The sequence below is a fragment of the Klebsiella sp. 28 genome, assembly GCF_018223905.1.
GTDB classification, from domain to species: domain Bacteria; phylum Pseudomonadota; class Gammaproteobacteria; order Enterobacterales; family Enterobacteriaceae; genus Klebsiella; species Klebsiella pneumoniae.
In genome coordinates this window covers 1-21,709 of record NZ_JAGRQY010000039.1, presented here as the reverse complement: position 1 = coordinate 21,709, position 21,709 = coordinate 1, and the positions used below count along the sequence as shown (strand labels likewise).

At 60.1% G+C, this 21,709-nt stretch carries 21 protein-coding genes; 14 read left to right on the top strand and 7 right to left on the bottom strand.

The annotated features are described in order from the left end of the window. Positions 1-25 precede the first annotated feature (25 nt). Genes tdcB through pflB form a run of 4 tightly spaced genes read left to right on the top strand, consistent with a single transcriptional unit; the run spans position 26 to position 5,931 of the window. On the top strand, positions 26-1,015 hold the full coding sequence (tdcB, locus tag KHQ28_RS07750; RefSeq protein WP_002910762.1) for a bifunctional threonine ammonia-lyase/L-serine ammonia-lyase TdcB: 990 nt from the start codon (positions 26-28) through the stop codon (positions 1,013-1,015). 25 nt (positions 1,016-1,040) lie between these two features. Further along, positions 1,041-2,372: a threonine/serine transporter TdcC gene (gene tdcC / locus KHQ28_RS07745; protein ID WP_004145486.1), complete on the top strand. Its 1,332-nt coding sequence runs from the start codon at positions 1,041-1,043 to the stop codon at positions 2,370-2,372. Positions 2,373-2,399: 27 nt separating this feature from the next. Continuing rightward, positions 2,400-3,608, top strand: a complete 1,209-nt coding sequence (gene tdcD / locus KHQ28_RS07740; RefSeq protein ID WP_020804920.1) for a propionate kinase — start codon at positions 2,400-2,402, stop codon at positions 3,606-3,608. A 28-nt stretch (positions 3,609-3,636) separates the two neighbouring features. After that, the gene (gene pflB, locus KHQ28_RS07735) at positions 3,637-5,931 is read left to right on the top strand and encodes a formate C-acetyltransferase (RefSeq protein ID WP_020804899.1); all 2,295 of its coding nucleotides are present in this window, start codon (positions 3,637-3,639) and stop codon (positions 5,929-5,931) included. A 51-nt stretch (positions 5,932-5,982) separates the two neighbouring features. Here pflB and KHQ28_RS07730 read toward each other — a convergent pair whose 3' ends face one another. Continuing rightward, a complete protein-coding gene (locus KHQ28_RS07730; RefSeq protein WP_004225356.1) occupies positions 5,983-6,129 on the bottom strand; it encodes a hypothetical protein in 147 nt (48 codons plus the stop codon). A gap of 288 nt (positions 6,130-6,417) precedes the next feature. Here KHQ28_RS07730 and KHQ28_RS07725 point away from each other — a divergent pair, with 288 nt between their 5' ends. The 5 genes from KHQ28_RS07725 (at position 6,418) to KHQ28_RS07705 (ending at position 11,384) form a co-directional block, all read left to right on the top strand. Next, positions 6,418-7,476, top strand: coding sequence for a branched-chain amino acid ABC transporter substrate-binding protein (locus KHQ28_RS07725; protein WP_029496916.1), 1,059 nt, complete (start codon positions 6,418-6,420; stop codon positions 7,474-7,476). Positions 7,477-7,585: 109 nt separating this feature from the next. Next, positions 7,586-8,500 carry a branched-chain amino acid ABC transporter permease gene (locus KHQ28_RS07720; RefSeq protein ID WP_004175489.1) on the top strand — a complete coding sequence of 305 codons (915 nt, stop codon included), beginning with the start codon at positions 7,586-7,588 and terminating at the stop codon, positions 8,498-8,500. 9 nt (positions 8,501-8,509) lie between these two features. Next, a complete protein-coding gene (livM, locus tag KHQ28_RS07715) occupies positions 8,510-9,796 on the top strand; it encodes a high-affinity branched-chain amino acid ABC transporter permease LivM (protein WP_032418812.1) in 1,287 nt (428 codons plus the stop codon). Next, a complete protein-coding gene (locus KHQ28_RS07710) occupies positions 9,793-10,668 on the top strand; it encodes an ABC transporter ATP-binding protein (RefSeq protein WP_004148803.1) in 876 nt (291 codons plus the stop codon). Before livM ends, KHQ28_RS07710 begins: the two co-directional genes overlap by 4 nt. Continuing rightward, a complete protein-coding gene (locus KHQ28_RS07705) occupies positions 10,665-11,384 on the top strand; it encodes an ABC transporter ATP-binding protein (protein ID WP_002910721.1) in 720 nt (239 codons plus the stop codon). Before KHQ28_RS07710 ends, KHQ28_RS07705 begins: the two co-directional genes overlap by 4 nt. 5 nt (positions 11,385-11,389) lie before the next feature. Here the strand turns inward: KHQ28_RS07705 and KHQ28_RS07700 are convergent, their stop codons facing one another. Further along, on the bottom strand, positions 11,390-12,283 hold the full coding sequence (locus KHQ28_RS07700; RefSeq protein ID WP_002910720.1) for a LysR substrate-binding domain-containing protein: 894 nt from the start codon (positions 12,281-12,283) through the stop codon (positions 11,390-11,392). 283 nt (positions 12,284-12,566) lie between these two features. Between KHQ28_RS07700 and pckA the strand changes: the two genes are divergently transcribed. After that, positions 12,567-14,210, top strand: coding sequence for a phosphoenolpyruvate carboxykinase (ATP) (pckA, locus tag KHQ28_RS07695; RefSeq protein ID WP_004180410.1), 1,644 nt, complete (start codon positions 12,567-12,569; stop codon positions 14,208-14,210). Positions 14,211-14,259: 49 nt separating this feature from the next. Here pckA and KHQ28_RS07690 read toward each other — a convergent pair whose 3' ends face one another. Continuing rightward, the gene (locus KHQ28_RS07690) at positions 14,260-14,736 is read right to left on the bottom strand and encodes a GNAT family N-acetyltransferase (RefSeq protein WP_002910717.1); all 477 of its coding nucleotides are present in this window, start codon (positions 14,734-14,736) and stop codon (positions 14,260-14,262) included. A gap of 98 nt (positions 14,737-14,834) precedes the next feature. Between KHQ28_RS07690 and KHQ28_RS07685 the strand changes: the two genes are divergently transcribed. The 3 genes from KHQ28_RS07685 to KHQ28_RS07675 all read left to right on the top strand — a co-directional run bounded on the left by KHQ28_RS07685 (position 14,835) and on the right by KHQ28_RS07675 (position 18,181). After that, the gene (locus KHQ28_RS07685; protein WP_002910715.1) at positions 14,835-15,761 is read left to right on the top strand and encodes a LysR family transcriptional regulator; all 927 of its coding nucleotides are present in this window, start codon (positions 14,835-14,837) and stop codon (positions 15,759-15,761) included. Positions 15,762-16,064: 303 nt separating this feature from the next. Then, on the top strand, positions 16,065-17,360 hold the full coding sequence (locus KHQ28_RS07680) for an MFS transporter (protein ID WP_004175494.1): 1,296 nt from the start codon (positions 16,065-16,067) through the stop codon (positions 17,358-17,360). Positions 17,361-17,371: 11 nt separating this feature from the next. Beyond that, positions 17,372-18,181, top strand: a complete 810-nt coding sequence (locus KHQ28_RS07675) for a substrate-binding domain-containing protein (RefSeq protein ID WP_004145468.1) — start codon at positions 17,372-17,374, stop codon at positions 18,179-18,181. Here the strand turns inward: KHQ28_RS07675 and KHQ28_RS07670 are convergent. Beyond that, entirely contained in the window at positions 18,156-19,055 is a 900-nt protein-coding gene (locus KHQ28_RS07670) for a LysR family transcriptional regulator (protein ID WP_004152315.1), read from the bottom strand. The two genes, KHQ28_RS07675 and KHQ28_RS07670, sit on opposite strands and share 26 nt — an antisense overlap. Before the next feature lie 109 nt (positions 19,056-19,164). Next, on the bottom strand, positions 19,165-19,647 hold the full coding sequence (locus KHQ28_RS07665; protein WP_002910657.1) for a cold-shock protein: 483 nt from the start codon (positions 19,645-19,647) through the stop codon (positions 19,165-19,167). 190 nt (positions 19,648-19,837) lie between these two features. Between KHQ28_RS07665 and KHQ28_RS07660 the strand changes: the two genes are divergently transcribed. Beyond that, positions 19,838-20,536 (top strand): RluA family pseudouridine synthase, encoded by a 699-nt coding sequence (locus KHQ28_RS07660; RefSeq protein WP_004197491.1) that lies wholly within the window; start codon positions 19,838-19,840, stop codon positions 20,534-20,536. 25 nt (positions 20,537-20,561) lie between these two features. Here KHQ28_RS07660 and KHQ28_RS07655 read toward each other — a convergent pair whose 3' ends face one another. Both KHQ28_RS07655 and KHQ28_RS07650 read right to left on the bottom strand, forming a co-directional pair. Next, positions 20,562-21,101, bottom strand: coding sequence for a DUF2058 domain-containing protein (locus KHQ28_RS07655; protein WP_002910652.1), 540 nt, complete (start codon positions 21,099-21,101; stop codon positions 20,562-20,564). A 114-nt stretch (positions 21,102-21,215) separates the two neighbouring features. Next, positions 21,216-21,545: a gamma-glutamylcyclotransferase family protein gene (locus KHQ28_RS07650; RefSeq protein WP_002910650.1), complete on the bottom strand. Its 330-nt coding sequence runs from the start codon at positions 21,543-21,545 to the stop codon at positions 21,216-21,218. Positions 21,546-21,709: the final 164 nt, after the last annotated feature.

Below are 21,709 nucleotides of genomic sequence, written 5' to 3'. Positions count from 1 at the left end.
TTTATATTAAGATACAGAGGCCATAATGCATATTACCTACGATCTTCCGGTATCTATTGACGATATTCTCGAAGCGAAACAACGCCTCGCGGGAAAAATATATAAAACAGGCATGCCCCGTTCGAATTATTTTAGCGAGCGCTGCCAGGGCGAAATATTTCTTAAATTCGAAAATATGCAGCGCACGGGTTCATTTAAAATTCGCGGCGCCTTTAATAAACTGTGCGGTTTAACCGCGGCGGAAAAACGCAAAGGGGTGGTGGCCTGCTCAGCGGGCAACCACGCCCAGGGCGTCTCGCTCTCCTGCGCCATGCTAGGCATTGACGGGAAAGTAGTGATGCCGAAAGGGGCGCCGAAATCGAAAGTTGCCGCCACCTGTGATTATTCGGCGGAAGTGGTGCTACATGGCGATAACTTTAACGATACCCTCGCCAAAGCCAGCGATATTGTTGAACTTGAGGGCCGCATTTTTATTCCCCCCTATGACGACCCGCAGGTTATCGCCGGGCAGGGGACGATTGGACTCGAAATATTAGAAGATCTGTATGACGTGGATAATGTCATCGTGCCCATTGGCGGCGGCGGCTTAATTGCCGGTATCGCGATTGCGATTAAATCCATTAACCCGACAATCCGCATTATCGGCGTGCAGTCGGAGAATGTTCACGGCATGGCCGCCTCCTGGTATGCCGGGGAAATCACCAGCCATCGCCACGCCGGCACCTTAGCCGATGGTTGCGACGTCGCCCGCCCGGGGAAACTGACCTATGAAATCGCCCGCCAGCTGGTGGATGACATCGTCCTGGTGAGTGAGGACGACATTCGCCAGAGCATGGTCGCCTTAATTCAGCGCAATAAAGTGATCACCGAAGGGGCCGGGGCGTTAGCCTGCGCCGCGTTATTAAGCGGCAAACTCGACAGCTATATCCAGAACCGCAAAACGGTCAGCCTGATTTCCGGGGGCAATATCGATCTCTCCCGGGTATCGCAAATTACCGGTTTTGTGGACGCTTAATTCAATACATAAGTGAGGACAGGATATGAGTACGACTGAGAGCATTGCATCCAGCCAGACAAGCCTTTCGTCCTGGCGTAAATCTGACACCACCTGGACCCTGGGCCTGTTTGGCACAGCTATCGGCGCCGGGGTGCTGTTTTTCCCGATCCGCGCCGGCTTCGGCGGGCTGATCCCGATCCTGGTGATGCTGGTGCTGGCCTATCCCATCGCCTTTTATTGCCATCGGGCCCTGGCCCGGCTATGCCTGTCGGGGGCTAATCCCTCCGGCAATATCACCGAAACGGTGGAAGAGCATTTTGGCAAAACCGGCGGGGTGGTGATCACCTTTCTGTACTTCTTCGCCATCTGCCCGCTGCTGTGGATTTATGGCGTCACGATCACCAATACCTTTATGACTTTCTGGGAGAACCAGCTGCAGATGCCGGCTCTCAACCGCGGGGTGGTGGCGCTGCTCCTGCTGCTGCTGATGGCGTTTGTCATCTGGTTTGGTAAAGACCTGATGGTCAAGGTGATGAGCTATCTGGTGTGGCCGTTTATCGCCAGCCTGGTGGTGATCTCCCTGTCCCTGATCCCCTACTGGAATAGCGCAGTGATTGACCAGGTCAACCTCAGCGATATCGCCTTAACCGGTCACGACGGCATTCTGGTGACGGTATGGCTGGGCATCTCCATCATGGTGTTCTCCTTCAACTTCTCGCCGATCGTCTCCTCGTTTGTGGTCTCCAAACGCGAAGAGTATGAAGCGCAGTTTGGCCGCGAGTATACCGAACGCAAATGCTCACAGATCATCTCCCGGGCCAGCATGCTGATGGTGGCGGTGGTGATGTTCTTCGCCTTCAGCTGCCTGTTTACCCTCTCACCGCAGAACATGGCGGACGCCAAGGCGCAGAATATCCCGGTGCTCTCCTATCTGGCGAACCACTTTGCCTCGATGTCGGGCACCAAATCCACCTTTGCCACCCTGCTGGAGTATGGCGCGTCGATCATCGCCCTGGTGGCCATCTTCAAATCGTTTTTCGGCCACTATCTCGGCACGCTCGAGGGGCTGAACGGTCTGATCCTGCGCTTCGGCTATAAAGGGGATAAAACCCGGGTCTCCAGCGGCAAGCTCAATACCCTGAGCATGGTGTTCATCATGGGATCGACCTGGGTGGTGGCGTATGCCAACCCCAATATCCTCGACCTGATTGAGGCCATGGGCGCGCCGATTATCGCCTCGCTGCTGTGCCTGCTGCCGATGTACGCCATTCGTAAAGCGCCTTCGCTGGCCAAATACCGTGGCCGTCTCGACAACCTCTTTGTGACCGCTATCGGTCTGCTGACCATCCTCAACATTGCTTACAAACTGTTCTAATCCGGCTCAGGCCACGCGGAGTACAACATGACTGAATTTCCGGTAGTACTGGTGATTAACTGCGGCTCGTCGTCGATCAAATTTTCCGTCCTGGACGCCGCAAGCTGCGACTGCCTGCTCAACGGCGTGGCCGAGGGCATCAACGCGGAACGGGCGTCTCTCTCGCTCAACGGCGGCGAGTCGGTGGCGCTGGCGCAGCGCGGCTACGAAGGCGCCCTGCAGGCGATTGCCGGAGCATTAGCCCAACGCGACCTCATCGACAGCGTGGCCCTGATTGGCCACCGCGTCGCCCACGGCGGCGACCTGTTCACCGAGTCGGTCATTATTAGCGAGGAGGTTATCAATAACATTCGCCAGGTATCGTCCCTGGCCCCGCTGCATAACTACGCCAGTCTCAGCGGCATCGCCTCGGCGCAGCGGCTGTTCCCGGAGGTGATGCAGGTGGCGGTCTTTGATACCAGCTTTCACCAGACCCTGGCCCCGGAAGCTTTTCTCTATGGTCTGCCGTGGGAGTATTACCAGAATCTCGGGGTACGCCGCTACGGTTTCCACGGCACCTCGCACCGCTATGTGTCCCAGCGCGCCCTGGCGCTGCTCGGGTTGCCGGAGCAGGAGAGCGGCCTGGTGATCGCCCACCTGGGCAATGGCGCCTCGATCTGCGCGGTGCGTAACGGCCGCAGCGTGGACACCTCGATGGGGATGACGCCGCTGGAGGGGCTGATGATGGGCACCCGCAGCGGTGATGTCGACTTCGGCGCCATGGCGTGGATTGCCGCGGAAACCCGGCAGACCCTCAGCGACCTGGAGCGGGTGGCCAACACCGCCTCCGGCCTGCTGGGGATCTCCGGTCTTTCCTCCGACCTGCGGGTGCTGGAGCAGGCGTGGCATGAGGGCCATGCCCGCGCCCGCCTGGCGATTAAAACCTTTGTCCATCGTATCGCCCGCCATATTGCCGGCCACGCCGCGGCGCTGCAGCGTCTCGACGGCATTATTTTCACCGGCGGGATTGGCGAGAACTCGGTGCTGATCCGTCGACTGGTGAGCGAGCGGCTGGCGGTCTTTGGCCTTGCGATGGACGCCGCCCGCAATCAGCAGCCCAATTCGGCCGGCGAGCGCCTGATCTCCGCCGACGGCAGCCGGGTGCGCTGCGCGGTTATTCCTACCAATGAAGAGCGCATGATTGCCCTCGATGCGATCCGCTTAGGCCGGATCCACACCGCGGCGGCGCTGGCCTGACTTTTTATTCTGTAGAGAGACGATGTTCATGAAAGTAGATATCGATACCCAGGATGTACGATACGCCGACGCCTGGCTGGGCTTTCGCGGTACGGCGTGGCAAACGCAGATCGACGTTCGCGACTTTATTCAGCATAACTACACCCCTTACGAGGGCGATGAGTCTTTCCTCGCCGACGCGACGCCAGCGACCACCGCCCTCTGGGAGCAGGTGATGGCCGGGATCCGCGTCGAGAACGCCACCCATGCGCCGGTGGATTTCGACACCAATGTCGCCACCTCCATCACCGCCCACGCGGCGGGCTATATCAACCAGCCGCTGGAAAAGATCGTCGGCCTGCAAACGGACCAGCCGCTGAAGCGCGCCCTGCATCCTTTTGGCGGCATCAAGATGATCAAAAGCGCCTTCGAGGCCTATGGTCGCGAAATGGATCCTGACTTTGAGTATCAGTTTACGGCGCTGCGTAAGACCCACAATCAGGGCGTTTTTGACGTCTATTCCCCGGATATGCTGCGCTGCCGCAAATCCGGGGTGCTGACCGGGCTACCGGACGGCTATGGCCGCGGACGGATCATCGGCGATTACCGCCGCGTGGCGCTGTACGGCATTCGCTACCTGGTCCGCGAACGTGAGCTGCAGTTTGCCGACCTGCAGCCGGCCCTTGAGCGCGGCGAGGCGCTGGAGGCCACCCTGCGCCTGCGCGAAGAGCTGGCCGAACAGCGGCGCGCGCTGCTGCAGATGCAGGAGATGGCGGCCCGCTACGGCTGCGATATCGCCCACCCGGCGCGCACTGCCCGGGAGGCGGTGCAGTGGCTCTACTTCGCCTACCTGGCGGCGGTGAAGTCGCAGAACGGCGGCGCCATGTCGCTGGGGCGCACGGCCACCTTCCTCGACATCTATATCGAACGCGATCTGCGCGCCGGTTTATTAAATGAGGTGCAGGCCCAGGAGCTCATTGACCACTTCATCATGAAGATCCGCATGGTGCGTTTCCTGCGCACCCCGGAATTTGATTCGCTGTTCTCCGGGGATCCCATCTGGGCGACGGAGGTGCTGGGCGGCATGGGGCTGGATGGTCGCACCCTGGTCAGCAAAACCACCTTCCGCTATCTGCATACTCTGCATACCATGGGCCCGGCGCCGGAGCCGAACCTGACCGTGCTCTGGTCGCAAGCGCTGCCGGCGGCGTTTAAAAAATATGCCGCCCGGGTCTCTATCGCCACCTCGTCGCTGCAGTATGAGAACGACGATCTGATGCGCAGCGATTTTCACAGCGACGACTACGCCATCGCCTGCTGCGTCAGCCCGATGGTGATCGGCAAGCAGATGCAGTTCTTCGGCGCCCGCGCCAATCTCGCCAAAACGCTGCTCTACGCGATTAACGGCGGGGTGGATGAGAAACTGAAGATTCAGGTGGGGCCGAAAACCGCACCGTTGCGCGATGAGGTGCTGGACTACGACACCGTGATGGCCAGCCTCGACCACTTTATGGACTGGCTGGCGGTGCAGTACATCAGCGCGCTGAACATCATCCATTGCATGCATGATAAGTACAGCTACGAGGCGGCGCTGATGGCCCTGCACGACCGCGACGTCTACCGCACGATGGCCTGCGGCATCGCCGGCCTGTCGGTAGCGGCGGATTCGTTGTCGGCGATAAAGTACGCCCGGGTGAAGCCGGTGCGCGATCACCACGGGCTGGCGGTGGACTTTGTCATTGAAGGCGACTATCCGCAGTACGGCAACAACGACGATCGGGTCGATGCCATCGCCTGCGACCTGGTGGAGCGCTTTATGCGCAAAATTCAGGCGCTCCCCACCTGGCGTCAGGCGGTGCCGACCCAGTCGATCCTGACCATCACCTCCAACGTGGTATACGGCCAGAAAACCGGCAACACCCCGGACGGACGTCGGGCGGGGACGCCGTTCGCTCCGGGGGCCAATCCGATGCATGGCCGCGACCGGAAAGGGGCGGTGGCGTCGCTGACCTCGGTGGCGAAACTGCCGTTTACCTACGCCAAAGATGGCATCTCGTATACCTTCTCCATCGTGCCGGCGGCGCTCGGCAAAGCCCCGTCAGCGCAGGAAAACAACCTGGTGGGCCTGCTGGACGGCTACTTCCACCACGAGGAGACGGTGGAGGGGGGACAGCATCTCAACGTCAATGTGCTGAACCGGGAAAAGCTGCTCGATGCGATAGAACACCCGGAGCAGTATCCGAATCTGACGATCCGCGTCTCCGGCTATGCGGTCCGCTTTAACGCGCTGACCCGCGAACAGCAGCAGGATGTGATCTCCCGAACGTTCACCAGTCAACTCTGAGCGGCCACCGGGTCACAGGAGAGCCTTTAACGGGCTCTCCTGTTATCATCTTCACATTACCGCAACAAAATAATCACCACTGTTGATCATATTCGCATTTTTGCACCACGCTGGCGCGCAGCGACCGCTAACTGCATCTATGTTTAGCTCACGGGCCGGTACGGATACCGCGTTGTCCGGCTCGCCACGTGATGGCAACCGATCTCCTGACCTGAAAGGGAATGCGCCCTTGCCGATGCGGCACGGGTTGCCGTCGCGTGCGTACCGACCGGGGCGACTGTTCTCCGGTGTTCCACTCCTTCCTGGCGGGATTTTTGCTTCTTCCACCCTGGCCGTCCTGGCGCTGCGCCAACGTCGGCACCACACGGTAAGTGATATTTTCTGCGTCATTTCATGACGCCAGGCTTTACATCGCTGAGGAATATCCGAATGTCTTTGAAACTGAAAACAATGACGCTTCATGTTGTGATAGCAGGTTGTATGAGCATGGCCTTTTACGCCCAGGCAGACTTGAAGATCGGCGTCGCCGGCCCCTTTACCGGACCCAACGCCACCTACGGCGCCCAGTACTGGAAAGGGGCCTCGCAGGCGGTGGCTGATATCAATGCCGCCGGCGGCATCAAAGGCGAAAAGATTGTGCTGGTGCAGGGGGATGACGCGTGCGAACCGAAGCAGGCGGTGGCGGTGGCCAACCGGCTGGTGGATGAAGCGAAAGTCTCCGCCGTGGTGGGGCACTTTTGCTCTTCCTCAACGATGCCGGCCTCCGAGGTATATGACGAAGCCGGGATCCTGACCATTACCCCCGGCTCGACCAACCCGCAGATCACCGAGCGCGGCATGAAAGATCTCTTCCGCATGTGTGGTCGTGACGATCAGCAGGGGGCGATCGCCGCCAACTATATGCTGGACGTGCTGAAGGCGAAGAAAATCGCCGTCATCCACGATAAAGACACCTATGGTCAGGGGCTGGCCGATGCCACCCGCGCGGCGCTGGCGAAGCGGGGTACCAAAGAAGTGTTGTACGAAGGCCTTTCCCGCGGTGAAAAAGACTTTAACGCCCTGGTGACCAAGATCGGCGCCCTCAAGCCGGACGTGGTCTACTTTGGCGGCTGCCATCCGGAAGCGGGCCCGCTGGTGCGCCAGATGCGCGAGCAGGGGGTGCAGGCCAAATTCTTCTCCGGCGACTGTATCGTCACCGAGGAGCTGGTCACGGCCGCCGGCGGGCCGCAGTTCACCAACGGCGTGCTGATGACCTTTGGTCAGGATCCGCGCACCCTCCCGGACGGCAAAGCGGTGATCGAGAAGTTCCGCGCCAGCGGCTTTGAGCCGGAAGGTTATACCCTCTACGCCTACGCCTCTATTCAGGCTATCGCCGCGGCCTGGAACGCCGTCGGTACCGATAACGCCAAAGCCAGCGACTGGCTGAAGAGCCACGACGTCGAGACGGTGATGGGCAAGAAAGCCTGGGATGGCAAAGGCGACCTCAAGGTGTCCGACTACGTGGTCTATCAGTGGGACGACAAGGGCAAATATCACCAGCTCTGATCGGCCACGACCTGAGGACGCTCTGTCCTTTTGACTTGCGAATTGTCACATGACGGCGGTTGACCGGGAACGGAACCCGGCGGCCGTCTGCCTGGCGGCTGGAGGGGCTATGACGGCGTTTTTTCTGCAACAACTGATCAATGGGCTGACGCTGGGCGCAGTGTACGGCTTAATCGCCATCGGCTACACCATGGTGTATGGGATCATCGGCATGATCAACTTCGCCCACGGCGAGGTGTATATGGTCTCCGCCTACCTGTGCGCCATCGGCCTGGCGCTGCTCTCTTTCTTCGGGATCCACTCCTTCCCGCTGCTGATTTTCGCCACCCTGGTGTTCACCATCGTGGTCACCGGCGTATACGGCTGGGCGATCGAGCGCATCGCCTACCGGCCGCTGCGCAACTCGACGCGGCTGGCACCGCTGATCTCGGCTATCGGGATGTCGCTGATCCTGCAGAACTATGTCCAGCTGAGCCAGGGGCCGAACCAGCAGGGGATCCCGACGCTGCTTAGCGGCGCGTTGCGCATGACGGTGGGCGATGGGGTGGTGCAGATCACCTGGACCAAGGTGTTTATTCTCGTCGCGGCGCTGGTGGGGATGCTTATCCTGACCTGGATTATTCAGTATACCCGGCTGGGGCGCATCTGCCGCGCCACCCAGCAGGACCGGCGCATGGCGGCGATCCTTGGCATCAATACCGACCGGGTGATCTCCCTGGTGTTTGTCATCGGCGCGGCGATGGCCGGTCTGGCCGGCGTGCTGGTGACCATGAACTACGGCACCTTCGACTTCTATATCGGATTTATTATCGGCATCAAAGCCTTCACCGCCGCGGTGCTGGGCGGGATCGGCTCGCTGCCTGGCGCGATGCTGGGTGGTCTGCTGCTTGGGGTGGCCGAAGCCCAGTTCGCCGGGCTGGTGAATTCGGATTACAAAGATGTCTTTTCCTTTGCGCTGCTGGTGGCGATCCTGATTTTTCGCCCGCAGGGGCTGCTGGGACGTCCGCTGGTGGCCAAGGTCTAAGGAGGCTTTATGGGTGAAATTACGCGCCAGCCTGCGCGGGCTATCCAAAACGCGCTGATCGACAGCGTACTGGCCGGCCTTTGCGCGTTAATTGTCTTTGGCCCGATCGTCGGCGTGGTGCTCAAAGGGTATGGTTTTACCCTCGCGCCTGCGCGGGTGGCGATTCTGGTGGCGGTGGTGATGGCCGGCAGGCTGGCGCTCAGTCTGCTGCTGCAGAGCCACAGGGGAAAAGCCTTTATTGCCCGCTTTGAGGGGGCGGATGACGGGGTGTACGTCCGGCCGCCGGGCTACCGCTCGCGGCTGCGCTGGATAATACCGCTGCTGGTGGGGCTGGCCATTGTCGTTCCGTTTCTCGCCACAAAATATCTGCTGACCGTGGCCATTCTTGGGCTGATCTACGTTCTGCTTGGCCTGGGGTTGAATATTGTGGTGGGCCTCGCGGGCCTGCTCGATCTGGGCTATGTGGCGTTTTACGCCATCGGCGCCTACGGCCTGGCGCTGGGCTACCAGTACCTGGGACTTGGCTTCTGGGCGATGCTGCCGCTGGGGGCGGTGATGGCGGCCCTCGCCGGGGCGTTGCTGGGTTTTCCGGTGCTGCGTATGCATGGCGACTATCTGGCCATCGTCACCCTCGGCTTTGGCGAAATTATCCGCCTGGTGCTTAACAACTGGGTGAGCTTCACCGGGGGCCCTAACGGCGTACCGGTGCCATCCCCCACGCTGTTTGGCCTCGAGTTTACCCGCCGGGCCAAGGATGGCGGCATCCCCATCCATGAGTTTTTCCACGTCAGCTACAACCCCAACCTGAAATTCATCTTTCTCTACGCCGTGCTGTGCCTGGTGGTGATGCTGGTGCTGCTGGTGAAGCATCGCCTGACGCGGATGCCCATCGGCCGCGCCTGGGAGGCGCTGCGCGAGGATGAGATCGCCTGTCGGGCGATGGGGCTCAACCACGTGCTGGTGAAACTCTCGGCGTTTATGCTCGGCGCGTCGACGGCCGGCATCGCCGGGGTGTTCTTCGCCAGCTATCAGGGGTTTGTTAACCCGACGTCGTTCACCTTTTTTGAGTCGGCGCTGATCCTGGCGATTGTGGTGCTCGGGGGAATGGGCTCCACCCTGGGAGTGGTACTGGCAGCGTTTGTTCTGACGGTCACCCCGGAGCTGCTGCGCGGTTTTGACGAATATCGGGTGCTGCTGTTCGGCGTGCTGATGGTGATGATGATGATCTGGCGGCCGCGCGGCCTGGTGCGCACCAGCCGCAGCGGGGTTGCGTTACGAAAAGGAGTCGCGCCATGACCGACAGCATCTTACGCGTTGAGCATCTGATGATGCATTTCGGCGGCATCAAAGCGCTGAATGATGTCAATCTGGAGGTGGAGCGGGGGTCGATCACCGCCCTGATCGGCCCCAACGGCGCGGGCAAGACCACGGTGTTTAACTGCCTGACCGGTTTTTATCGGGCGACGGGGGGCAGTATCGTGCTGCGGGCGCGGGAAAAGGTCACCGATGTTATTCAGGTGCTGGGGCAGAAGCTTCACCCGGACGATTTTCTCCACCCGGCGCAGCTGGGGAGGCGGATCTATTACAAGATGTTCGGTGGCACCCATCTGGTGAACCGCGCTGGCCTGGCGCGCACCTTCCAGAATATACGTTTATTCCGCGAGATGTCGGTGATCGAGAACCTGCTGGTGGCCCAGCATACCCAGGTCAACCGCCATCTGCTGGCCGGGATCCTCAATACCCGTGGGTATCGGCAGGCGGAGAGTCAGGCGCTGGATCGCGCTTTTTACTGGCTGGAGGTGGTGGAGATGGTGGACTGCGCCAACCGTCTGGCGGGGACCCTCTCCTACGGACAGCAGCGGCGGCTGGAGATTGCCCGCGCCATGTGCACCCGTCCGGAGATGATCTGTCTGGACGAGCCGGCCGCCGGCCTCAACCCGGTGGAAACCCAGGCGCTGAGCCGGATTATTCGCTTTCTGCGCCAGCAGCACGGCATTACGGTGCTACTGATCGAGCATGATATGGGGATGGTGATGGAGATTTCGGATCATATCATCGTCCTCGATCACGGGGACGTCATCGCCCGCGGCGCGCCGCAGGCGATCCAGGCCAACGCCAGCGTGATTGCCGCCTATCTTGGCGCTGAGGAAGAGGAGACGCGCCGATGAGCCAGCCTTTGCTTGCCTTTAATGAGGTGGATGTCTTCTACGGGCCGATCCAGGCCCTGAAGCAGGTCTCTCTCACCGTCAACGAGGGGGAGACGGTGGCGCTGATCGGCGCCAACGGCGCCGGTAAATCAACGCTGCTGATGTCGGTCTTCGGCCAGCCGCGCATTGCCGGCGGGGAGATTTTCTATCGCGGGGAGGCGATCAGCCGGAAATCGTCCCACTTTATCGCCAGCAACGGCATCGCCCAGGCCCCGGAAGGGCGGCGCATCTTTCCCGATATGACCGTCGAGGAGAATCTGCTAATGGGGACCATTGCCATTGGCAACCGCTATCAGGCCGAGGACAAGGCGCGAATGTACCAGCTGTTCCCCCGGCTGGAAGAGCGGCGGGGACAGCGGGCGATGACCCTCTCCGGCGGCGAGCAGCAGATGCTGGCCATCGCCCGGGCGCTGATGAGCCGACCGCGCCTGCTGCTGCTGGATGAGCCGAGCCTGGGGCTGGCGCCGCTGGTGGTGAAGCAGATTTTTCAGATCCTGCGCGAGCTGACGGCCCAGGGGATGACGCTGTTTCTGGTGGAGCAGAATGCCCGCCATGCCCTCAACCTGTCGGACCGCGCCTACGTGATGGTGAACGGCCAGATCCGCCTGAGCGGTAGCGGCCAGACGCTGCTCAACGACCCGGAGGTGCGTAAGGCATATCTGGGGATCAGCGGCTGAGGGGGTTATTCCCGCGGTTCGTTACGGGTTTTAATGTGCTGCCAGAAACGTTCGGCGGCCTGGTTAAGCCGCGAGCCGGAGCGGTAGAGCCAGGCGCCGATCGGCAGCGACAGGCTCTCATCGAGGATCGTCAGCCGGCCTTCGTCCAGCTCGCGCTGAATAGAGTACTGCGGCAGCCAGCCCACGCCGTCGCCATTGAGGATCATGCGCTTGAGCAGCTCGCTCATGGAAGAAACAAAGGTGAGAGAGAAGGTGATCTCCGGCGTGCGGTCGATCACCTGGTTCACCTGGCGCCCCATATAGCTGTCGTTGGCGTATTTCATCAGCGGCAGCACGCCGCGATGTAAATGAAACAGCGGGCGGCCATGTTCGTCGCAGGGGGAGACCAGGTGCAGGTAAGAATCAAAAATTTTATGATTAATAAACGGATAGTTCATTAATTCTTCATTATAGAAGGAGAGGATAAAATCGCTTTTTCCCTCTTTCAGGTTAAATACGGCGTCGTTGACGTTAATCGATTCAACATGAAAAGTCTTATTTTTACGGTCGGTGTAACCGGCAATGATCTCCGGCAGTAATAACACCGACAGCGAAGGGGCTGCGTCGATTCTTATTTTCTGGGTAGTGTTATTTAAGCCTTTAATACGGCTGATCTGAAAATCCATGTCATCGAGCATATTTCGCGCATAGCCGACAAAAATTTTCCCGCGGTTGGTCAGCTGCAGAGGGTTGGCGCTACGATCGAAGATGCTGAATCCGAGGGAAGCCTCCAGCGACTGGATGCGTCGACTGAACGAGGACTGAGAGATGTTGCGGGCTTTGGCCGCCAGGGTAAAGCTGCGCGACTCCTCAAGGGCAATCACATCATACAGCCATTTTACTTCCAGATTTGCCAACACCGATCCAGTCCTCAAAAACGCAATAAAGGCTATGCAATTTTAGCATAGCGCATAGAAACTATGCAATTAACATAATTATCGACAGGTGTTAACATTTTTTGGAAAGTTGAGATTTATGAATGCATATCGGCGACCCTACATGAGCACGATATGAAATCGCGACTCACGGTTATTTATTGCTTTATTTCATTGTCCAGGACTTATCTTATTAAATAGCCGGCGACGATGACGAAAGCAATGAATAACCCAGGCCTCTTACCTTAAATAGTTTGTCAGGAGTTCCATGTCACAACAAATTGAATCAGTAAAAATGGCTCTGCAGGAGCTGGGGATTAATGCAAGCGGCGAATTCTATTACAACCCTGATTACGATTTGCTTATTGCACATGAAACCTCTCCTGAGCTGACCGGCGCGGCCCGCGGCGTGATGACCGACTCTGGCGCTGTGGCTGTTGATACCGGGATCTTCACCGGCCGTTCGCCGCGCGATAAATACATCGTCCGCGACGAACAGACTCGCGACACCGTCTGGTGGGCAGACTCCGGCCTCGGTCGCAATGACAACAAACCGTTATCGCCAGACGTGTGGCGCAGCCTGAAAAGCCTGGTCGCGGGCCAGCTGAGCGGCAAAAAACTGTACGTCATCGACGCCTGGTGCGGCGCCAGCCCGGACACCCGTCTTGGCGTACGCTTCGTCACCGAGGTGGCGTGGCAGGCCCACTTTGTCAAAAACATGTTCATCGTGCCAAGCGCCGACGAGCTGGCCAGCTTTACGCCAGACTTCGTGGTGCTCAACGGCGCGGGCTGCACCAATGCCAACTGGCAGGCGCAGGGGATGAACTCCGAGAACTTTGTCGCCTTTAATCTCAGCGAGCGTATTCAGCTCATCGGCGGTACCTGGTACGGCGGCGAAATGAAGAAGGGGCTGTTCTCGGTCATGAACTACTTGCTGCCGCAGAAAGGCATCGCGTCGATGCACTGCTCGGCCAACCGTGGCGAAGCAGGGGACGTGGCGCTGTTCTTCGGCCTCTCCGGGACCGGGAAAACCACCCTGTCGACCGATCCGCATCGTCAGCTGATCGGCGATGATGAGCACGGCTGGGACGATGACGGCGTGTTTAACTTCGAAGGCGGCTGCTACGCTAAGACCATCAATCTCGATCCGCAGGCGGAGCCGGAGATTTATGGCGCCATCCGCCGCAATGCGCTGCTGGAAAACGTGGTAGTGCGCGCTGACGGCAGCGTGGATTATGCCGACGGCAGCAAAACCGAAAACACCCGCGTCTCCTATCCGCTGTCGCATATCGACAATATCGTCAAGCCGGTGTCCCGCGCGGGCCATCCGTCGAAGGTGATTTTCCTTGCCGCCGATGCGTTTGGCGTCCTGCCGCCGGTCTCCCGTCTGACCACCGAGCAGATGCAGTACCATTTCCTGTCGGGTTTCACCTCGAAGCTGGCGGGCACCGAGCGCGGCATTACCCAGCCGACGCCGACCTTCTCCGCCTGCTATGGCGCGGCGTTCCTGCTGCTTCACCCGACCCAGTACGCCAGCGTACTGGCGGCGAAGATGGCGGAATCCGGTGCCGAAGCCTGGCTGGTCAACACCGGCTGGAACGGCGAGGGCAAACGCCTGTCGCTTCGCGATACCCGCAGCATCATTAGCGCGATCCTCAACGGCACTACCGGCCCGCTGCGCGAGGAGACCATCCCGGTGTTCGGTCTTGCGATCCCGCAGAGCATTCCAGGGGTAGACAGCGCGGTGCTGGATCCGCGTAATGGCTGGAGTTCAGCGGATAAATGGCAGGAGAAGGCCGAGAGCCTGGCTCAGCTGTTTATGGATAACTTCAAGCAGTACAGCGATACCGAAGCGGGTGCGCGTCTGGCGCTGGCCGGTCCGCAGCTGCAGAAGAGCGCGGTCGAAGCCTGATCCGCGGCCAGCAGGTCGACGCCTGGCGCCGACCTGCTGGCGAGCCGCTTTACTCCGCAAAGGCCCGCAGCGCATCGCCAGTGAGGCGATAACGCACCCACTCATCCTGCGGCTGCGCGCCAATGCTCAGATAGAAATCAATCGCCGGCTGGTTCCAGTCGAGCACGCTCCACTCCAGACGCCCGCACTGACGTTGTACAGCATATTGCGCGATGGTTTTCAGCAGCGCTTTTCCGGCGCCGATCCCGCGATAGTCGGGGGTGACGTACAGATCCTCCATATAGATACCATTGCGTCCAAGCCAGGTGGAGTAGCTGGTGAAGAACACCGCGTAGCCCACCGCTTTGCCCGCCACCTCGCAGATCAGCGCTTCGGTTTTGCTGCCGCTGGCAAACAGTGTCTCTCTGATCTCCTCTGGCGTCGTCACTACCTCTTCGGGGGCTTTCTCGTAGACCGCGAGTTCATAAATCATGTCGTAGATAGCGGTGGCGTCGTCCGGGGTGGCCTGGCGGATTGTGATGCTCATGGGGTGTCCTGTATCCATAGTCAAAAGAGAGCAAAATTGCTGACCCTGAGGATAAGCGGTATTGTGAAAAGAATTAAGTGCAATGAAATCAGCAAACGATGAATATTATGCATCCTGTCCTGCGCCGGATTGACCTCAACCTGTTGCCGGTCTTTGACGCGGTCTATCGCTCCCGCTCGGTACGCCTGGCGGCGGAAGAGCTGGCGATGAGCACCTCGGCGCTGAGCCATGCGCTTTCCCGGCTGCGCAGCGCCCTCAACGATCCGCTGTTCTACCGCGAAGGCCACCGGATGTGCCCCAGCGTCTATGCCAGCCAGCTGGCGCCCTCTATCGCTTCGGCGCTGAAGTTTCTCAACCAGGAGCTGACGCCGCCGGCGGCGTTTGTGCCGGCCGCCAGCACCGACTGCATGCAGATTGCGATCACCGATTTCACCGCGTTCTGCGTCTTTCCGACGCTGATGCATCACCTGCAGCGTGAGGCGCCCGGGCTGCGGTTTGAGCTCCGTTATCTGCCCCACAGCCCGGCGCTGACCGAGCTGCTGGCGGGCGAGGTCGACCTGGCCCTCGGGTTCAATACCCCTGACGAGCCAGCCCATCCCGATCTTGAGGAGATTAACTGGCTGCGGGACGAATATGTGGTCATCAGCCAGGCCAACCGGACGGCGCTGACCCTGGACGCCTACCTTGCGGCCCGTCATCTGGTGGTGACCCCGTGGAATGAGCGGCAGGGGGTGCTGGACTGTGAGCTGGAGCGACAGGGCTATTCGCGGCAGGTGGCGATGAAAACCCCCTCGATGCTGAGCGCGCCCTTTATTATTGAGCAGAGCGACCTGTTGATGGCGCTGCCCCGGCGGGCGGCGGAGACGATGGCCCGCGCCGCCCGGCTGACCATTTTCCCGCTGCCGTTTCCGGTTCCGCCGTTTGACGTCAAGATTTACGCCCACCAACGCAGCGGGAAACGCGAGGCTACCCGCTGGCTTATCTCCCTGTTGCAGACGCTGGTGGGGGAGTCCACCGCTTCCTGACGCGCTTTCCAGCCGGCAGGGTATTTCGTTACCCCAGGCCAGGTTTTATGCCTTCAACCCACGGCGACATATCCTGGCCCCGGTCACAAAACGGAAAACTGACTTTTTCGCCGTCACCCGCGGCGTGGTTAGGACGGTGTGTGTTAAATGATTGTATGTAAAAGTAATGTTAATTAGTTAAATGTTATTCATGCGTAAAATGCATTAGTGGATGCGTTTATTACGCTTATTTCGTTCCCGGTTCTGTTTCAGTCTTCAGCGACAGGCGCGCGACAACGCGTGGATAACAAACTGGAGACCTGCATGCATTCAACAACCTCACAGATGAGTACCCGTGACCGGATCGGCGCCATTCTGCGCGTCACGTCCGGTAACTTTCTCGAACAGTTCGACTTTTTCCTGTTCGGGTTTTATGCCACCTACATCGCCCATACCTTTTTTCCGGCGAGCAGTGAATTCGCCTCGCTGATGATGACCTTCGCGGTCTTTGGCGCCGGCTTTTTGATGCGCCCCATCGGCGCTATCGTACTTGGCGCCTATATCGACAAGGTGGGGCGGCGCAAGGGGCTGATCGTCACCCTGTCGATCATGGCCACCGGCACTTTCCTGATCGTGCTGATCCCCTCTTATCAGACCATTGGCCTGTGGGCGCCGCTGCTGGTGCTGATCGGCCGTCTGCTGCAGGGCTTTTCCGCCGGCGCCGAGCTGGGCGGGGTGTCGGTCTATCTGGCCGAGATCGCCACCCCGGGCCGCAAAGGCTTTTACACCAGCTGGCAGTCGGGCAGTCAGCAGGTTGCCATCATGGTGGCAGCCGCGATGGGCTTTGCCCTCAACGCGGTACTGGAGCCGAGCGCTATCAGCGACTGGGGCTGGCGTATTCCGTTCCTTTTCGGCTGCCTGATTGTTCCGTTCATTTTTATCCTGCGCCGTAAGCTGGAGGAGACCCAGGAGTTTACTGCCCGCCGCCATCATCTGGCGATGCGCCAGGTATTCGCCACCCTGCTGGCGAACTGGCAGGTGGTTATCGCCGGGATGATGATGGTGGCGATGACCACCACCGCGTTCTACCTGATCACCGTCTATGCCCCGACCTTTGGTAAAAAGGTGCTGATGCTCAGCGCCTCTGACAGCCTGCTGGTCACGCTGCTGGTGGCGATTTCCAACTTCTTCTGGCTGCCGGTGGGCGGGGCGCTGTCCGACCGCTTTGGCCGCCGGTCGGTGCTGATCGCCATGACCCTGCTGGCGCTGGCTACCGCCTGGCCTGCGCTGACCATGCTGGCGAACGCCCCGAGCTTTTTGATGATGCTGAGCGTGCTGCTGTGGCTGTCGTTTATCTACGGCATGTACAACGGGGCGATGATCCCGGCGCTGACCGAAATTATGCCCGCCGAAGTGCGCGTGGCAGGTTTCTCGCTGGCCTACAGCCTGGCGACCGCGGTGTTTGGCGGCTTCACGCCGGTGATTTCCACGGCGCTGATTGAGTATACCGGTGATAAAGCGTCTCCCGGCTACTGGATGAGCTTTGCCGCCATCTGCGGTCTGCTGGCCACTTGCTACCTCTATCGCCGTAGCGCCGTTGCGCTGCAGACGGCACGTTAATCAGGGAGAAGATGATGCGTAAAACGACAGGAACCCTGCTAGCCACGCTGCTGCTGGCCGCCACCGGCGGCAGCGCGTTGTCCGCTGAGGTCACCGTGATGATCTCCGGCGGCTTCAAAGCGGCGCTGGAAAAGCTGGCCCCGGCGTGGGAAAAACAAACCGGCAACCACCTCGTGGTGATCCCTGGCCCGTCGATGGGAAAAACGCCGCAGGCGATCCCTAACCGTCTGGCGCGCGGCGAACACGCGGACGTGGTGATCATGGTCGGGGACGCGCTGACCAGCCTCGAGAAAGCGGGCCGTACGCAACCGGATTCGCGCCGGGAGCTGGCCGACTCGCCGATCGGCGTGGTGGTGAAGGCGGGGGCGCCGCTGCCGGCTATCCACAACGCAGACCAGCTGCGGGCGACGCTGCTGGCGGCGCCATCGGTCGCGTATTCCGACAGCGCCAGCGGACGCTATGTCAGCTCGACGCTGTTCCACACCCTGGGCATTGATGACGCGATGCAGAGTAAAGCGCAGATGGTGGAGCGCATTCCGGTGGCCTCGGAAGTGGCCAAGGGACGGTATGCGATCGGTTTTCAGCAGGTGAGCGAACTGCTGCCGGTGCCCGGCGTAACCTTCGTCGGCGAACTGCCGGATAACCTGCAGTACATCACCCGCTTTGCCGGGGCGGTGACCATCAGCGCCGACCACCCGCAGGAAGGCAAGGCGCTGCTGACGTATCTGGCGTCACCGGCGGCGCAGGAGACCATCCACGCCACCGGTATGCGAAGCGTAGCCGCCGCCGCGCCGGTCAGCCAGAAGGATACTGTTCAATAATCAGCTTCTCCAGCTCTGCCGCCACGTAGGACTGAATACGGCCGCTGAGGCGGATCAGGCCTACCGTACGCGTGACCACCGGGTCGGTGAGCGGCACAGCGCGGAGAACGGAATGCTCCCCGGCGGGCATCGACATCGCGGGCACGGCGGCAATGCCGATGCCCGCTTCCACCATCCCCAGCATCGTGGTGACGTGGCGGGTTTCGCAGATACTTGGCCGCGCCGGCGTCAGATGCGCCAGCTCCCGGTCAAGCAGCGTCCGGTTGCCGGAGACCCGATCCAGGCCAATATAATCCTGTTCAAAATACGCCTGCCAGCTTAGGTGCGTCTTGCGCGCCAGCGGATGATCGTGCCGACAGGCGGCCACATAGCGGTCGTCGGCAAGAGGGGTGAATTCGATACTGGCTGGCAGGTTTTTGGCAAAGCAGAGGCCAAAGTCAGCCTGTCCGCTGCTGACCGCCTCGATCACATTCCCGACGCTGCTGTCAATCAACCGGATGCGCACCTGGGGATAACGCGCCTGAAAGCTGCGGATGATTTCCGGCATAAAGTAGTAGGCGGCGGAAGGCACTGTCGCCACCGTCACCAGCCCGGTGCGCGCCTTGCTGACCTGGCTGATATCCGCCAGCACCGTCTCGACATGGGCCAGCAGCTGCTCCGAACGTTCGGCAAAATTTTGCCCATACAGCGTGAGGGTCACCCGCCGGGTGGTGCGATCGAACAGCCGGTTGCCCAGCGCCGTCTCCAGCTTTTCGATGCGTCGGCTAAGGGCCGACTGCGACAGGCAGATGGATTCGGCCGCCAGCCGAAAACTGCCATATTCCATCAGGGCGCGAAAGGCGTAGAGATCGTTGAAGTCAAAATTTACGGGCATGGCGGCATCCTTATCGGCTCTCTGGCGCCATCGCCCCGTCCGGCGAGGGGCGATGGCGGGTAGCATATCGGGCAGGACTTCGGGCGCGCGGGAAACCGCGCGCCAGGGCTTACACCTTAAGCAGTTTTACCGTGGCATCGATATCGATTTCGTCTTCCGAAAAGATCAGGGTTGTCCCCTGAAAGGTGGTGATCGCCAGCTTTTTCACCGAGCGCATCTCTCCCGGCTGCACCGTGGCTTTTGGCCGGATGCTGTTCATCAGCAGCCCGACCGACAGCACGGCGTTTTCTTTATCGACGCGGGTCTCGACCGGCTCTTCTTCCCGGTACACCACATAGGATTTGATGGAGGTCAGCTTCAACCGCTCGCCGGCAATATAGATATATTTGCTTTCCGGAATGACCTTCACCGCGTAGGCCGACAGCCCTTTATTGTTGGTGGTAGGTTCGAAAGTCACCGCCGCGTCTTTCTTGATAAGATCAGGATTGGCGACCTTAATCACGTGAAAATAACGATTTTCGCCGTTTTCATCTTTGATAAATCCAAAACCTTTATCTTTAAACCACGTTGTGATTGTTCCGTTCATCGCCATTACCGTATTACTCGTTGGTTAACACAAATTTTGCAGCGCGCAGTGTAAAGCACATTGCCTGTACAGGCCATGCCTTTGCGATAAGTGTGGGTGATAAATGACGCCGCCGCGAGGACGGATTGTGCGCCAGCATCGTGCCGGTGGGCAAAATGAGGTACTATCGCCAGCCACTCCTTCTTCGGGCCGCCTGATGTCCACCATTATCGATACCTTTGTCGCGCCGCCGTGCCGCGAACAGATCACCCTCTTGTATCAGGACGAACACCTGGTGCTGATCAATAAGCCCGCCGGGCTGCTGAGCCTGTCGGGCAAAGATCCGCGCAACCTCGACTCCGTGCATCACCGGCTGGTTCAGCGCTTTCCGGGCTGCACCCTGGTGCACCGCCTGGACTTCGGCACCTCCGGCCTGATGGTGATCGCCCGCAACAAGGGCATTAACGCCTTGCTGTGCCAACAGTTCAGCCAGCGCACGGTGGACAAGGTCTATACGGCGCTGCTGTGCGGCCACCTGGCGGAAGACGAGGGGATAGTGGAGGCGGCAATCGCCAAAGATCCGGCCCGTTTCCCGCGCATGGCGCTCTGCGCCCGCCACGGCAAACCGGCGCGTTCGCGCTATCGGGTCATAGACCGCCTGTATCAGGCGCGAGAAGGCGAGAGGGCGCTGGCGTTAACCCGGGTGACGCTCACCCCGGAGACCGGACGGACCCATCAGCTGCGTATTCACTGCCAGCTGCTGGGCTATCCGATCCTTGGCTGCGATCTGTACGGTGGCCGGGAGCTGCCCGGCACGGAATGCGCTCCGCGGCTGATGCTGCACGCCAGCGAACTGCGTTTTGTCCACCCCGTCAGCCATGAGCCGATGCATATCCAGCAGGCGAGCCCGTTTTGATCGCCCGCGGCGGGAAAGCCCGGGGTTACCACATCAGATCGTCGGGCACCTTAAAGTCGGCGTACGGATCGTCTTCATCCTGCTCATCCTGACTCAGGGCGCTGTGCAACACGATGCTGCTGGCGTCGCGCTGGGCAATTTTCTCAGCCACTACCGCCGGAATAATCGCATATTCACCTTCGGGCTTGTTATCCACCGCCAGGCGGGCAATCGCCAGACGGCCGTTAATCAGCTGGGTCTGGGTGGGCTTGTCGACCATGATTTTTTTGATCAGATTATTATCGGTAAAGTTAAAGCCGATATCGCCCCGGGCGACCGTAATGCGGTTCATCTCGATCAGCTGCTTCACCTGGGCTTTATACTCTTTCGCCAGCACCGCCTGCTTTTGCTGCTCGCTAAGCTGTTTATCACGCTCCAGCTGGGCTTTTTTATTTTCTTCCACCGCTTCCCGGGCCTCACGGGCCTGAACGCGGGATTTTTTCGCCGTCCTCTGGACTTTAGCCATTTTTTTGCTGCTGACCAGGCCGGCTTTGAGCATCTGCTCTTGTAAGGTGAGTTTTGTCATCTGCGTGTCTGAAACTGAGGAAACATCTGGCAAGTATACCTGCATTGGCAGAAACGACGCCAGACTCGCGATCGCGCTGGGCTGCTGTACCATGCCGCGCAGCGCGGCGGGGGATTACCCCCGGGGCTGAAGCTGATAAATCCAGGCGCTGATCTGCTGTCCATCGTCGGTGGTCACTTCCACCGGCACCCGATCGTACCCTTCCTCAAAGTCGTCCAGCATGGGCCAGTGCGCCGCCAGCCGATCGGACAGGAACAGATAGCCGTTGACCCGTGGGCCGTGAGCGTCGAGGACGATCCCCGGGAAATCGGCGGCTGCGCCCCAGCCGCGCGCGTAAAAGGTGCCGGTGACGTAGCCGGGACGCCACTCGCCCCCGATCGCCTCCAGAATATGCGCATTGCTGCGACCGGGACAGAGCGTCCCATAGACAAATAGTGGTTTCATTTTCTCTCTCTCGTTCGCCCTGACACCCGCCCACAGCGGAGCGGGAAACCAAAATACGGGGTAATGCAGCGCCTGGCAATGGCCGGGTGGGGGCGGGGCGCTCCTCCGGGTATCTGGCAGTTGCCGGGGGAGATTCTGGACTCAGCGCTACTGAGGGTATATCG

Bases quoted from the DNA above. Each gene is read 5' to 3' on its own strand.
- tdcB (WP_002910762.1), top strand. From the start codon at position 26: ATGCATATTACCTACGATCTTCCGGTATCTATTGACGATATTCTCGAA.
- tdcC (WP_004145486.1), top strand. From the start codon at position 1,041: ATGAGTACGACTGAGAGCATTGCATCCAGCCAGACAAGCCTTTCGTCC.
- tdcD (WP_020804920.1), top strand. From the start codon at position 2,400: ATGACTGAATTTCCGGTAGTACTGGTGATTAACTGCGGCTCGTCGTCG.
- pflB (WP_020804899.1), top strand. From the start codon at position 3,637: ATGAAAGTAGATATCGATACCCAGGATGTACGATACGCCGACGCCTGG.
- KHQ28_RS07725 (WP_029496916.1), top strand. From the start codon at position 6,418: ATGGCCTTTTACGCCCAGGCAGACTTGAAGATCGGCGTCGCCGGCCCC.
- KHQ28_RS07720 (WP_004175489.1), top strand. From the start codon at position 7,586: ATGACGGCGTTTTTTCTGCAACAACTGATCAATGGGCTGACGCTGGGC.
- livM (WP_032418812.1), top strand. From the start codon at position 8,510: ATGGGTGAAATTACGCGCCAGCCTGCGCGGGCTATCCAAAACGCGCTG.
- KHQ28_RS07710 (WP_004148803.1), top strand. From the start codon at position 9,793: ATGACCGACAGCATCTTACGCGTTGAGCATCTGATGATGCATTTCGGC.
- KHQ28_RS07705 (WP_002910721.1), top strand. From the start codon at position 10,665: ATGAGCCAGCCTTTGCTTGCCTTTAATGAGGTGGATGTCTTCTACGGG.
- pckA (WP_004180410.1), top strand. From the start codon at position 12,567: ATGTCACAACAAATTGAATCAGTAAAAATGGCTCTGCAGGAGCTGGGG.
- KHQ28_RS07690 (WP_002910717.1), bottom strand. From the start codon at position 14,736: ATGAGCATCACAATCCGCCAGGCCACCCCGGACGACGCCACCGCTATC.
- KHQ28_RS07685 (WP_002910715.1), top strand. From the start codon at position 14,835: ATGAATATTATGCATCCTGTCCTGCGCCGGATTGACCTCAACCTGTTG.
- KHQ28_RS07680 (WP_004175494.1), top strand. From the start codon at position 16,065: ATGCATTCAACAACCTCACAGATGAGTACCCGTGACCGGATCGGCGCC.
- KHQ28_RS07675 (WP_004145468.1), top strand. From the start codon at position 17,372: ATGATGCGTAAAACGACAGGAACCCTGCTAGCCACGCTGCTGCTGGCC.
- KHQ28_RS07670 (WP_004152315.1), bottom strand. From the start codon at position 19,055: ATGCCCGTAAATTTTGACTTCAACGATCTCTACGCCTTTCGCGCCCTG.
- KHQ28_RS07665 (WP_002910657.1), bottom strand. From the start codon at position 19,647: ATGGCGATGAACGGAACAATCACAACGTGGTTTAAAGATAAAGGTTTT.
- KHQ28_RS07660 (WP_004197491.1), top strand. From the start codon at position 19,838: ATGTCCACCATTATCGATACCTTTGTCGCGCCGCCGTGCCGCGAACAG.
- KHQ28_RS07655 (WP_002910652.1), bottom strand. From the start codon at position 21,101: ATGACAAAACTCACCTTACAAGAGCAGATGCTCAAAGCCGGCCTGGTC.
- KHQ28_RS07650 (WP_002910650.1), bottom strand. From the start codon at position 21,545: ATGAAACCACTATTTGTCTATGGGACGCTCTGTCCCGGTCGCAGCAAT.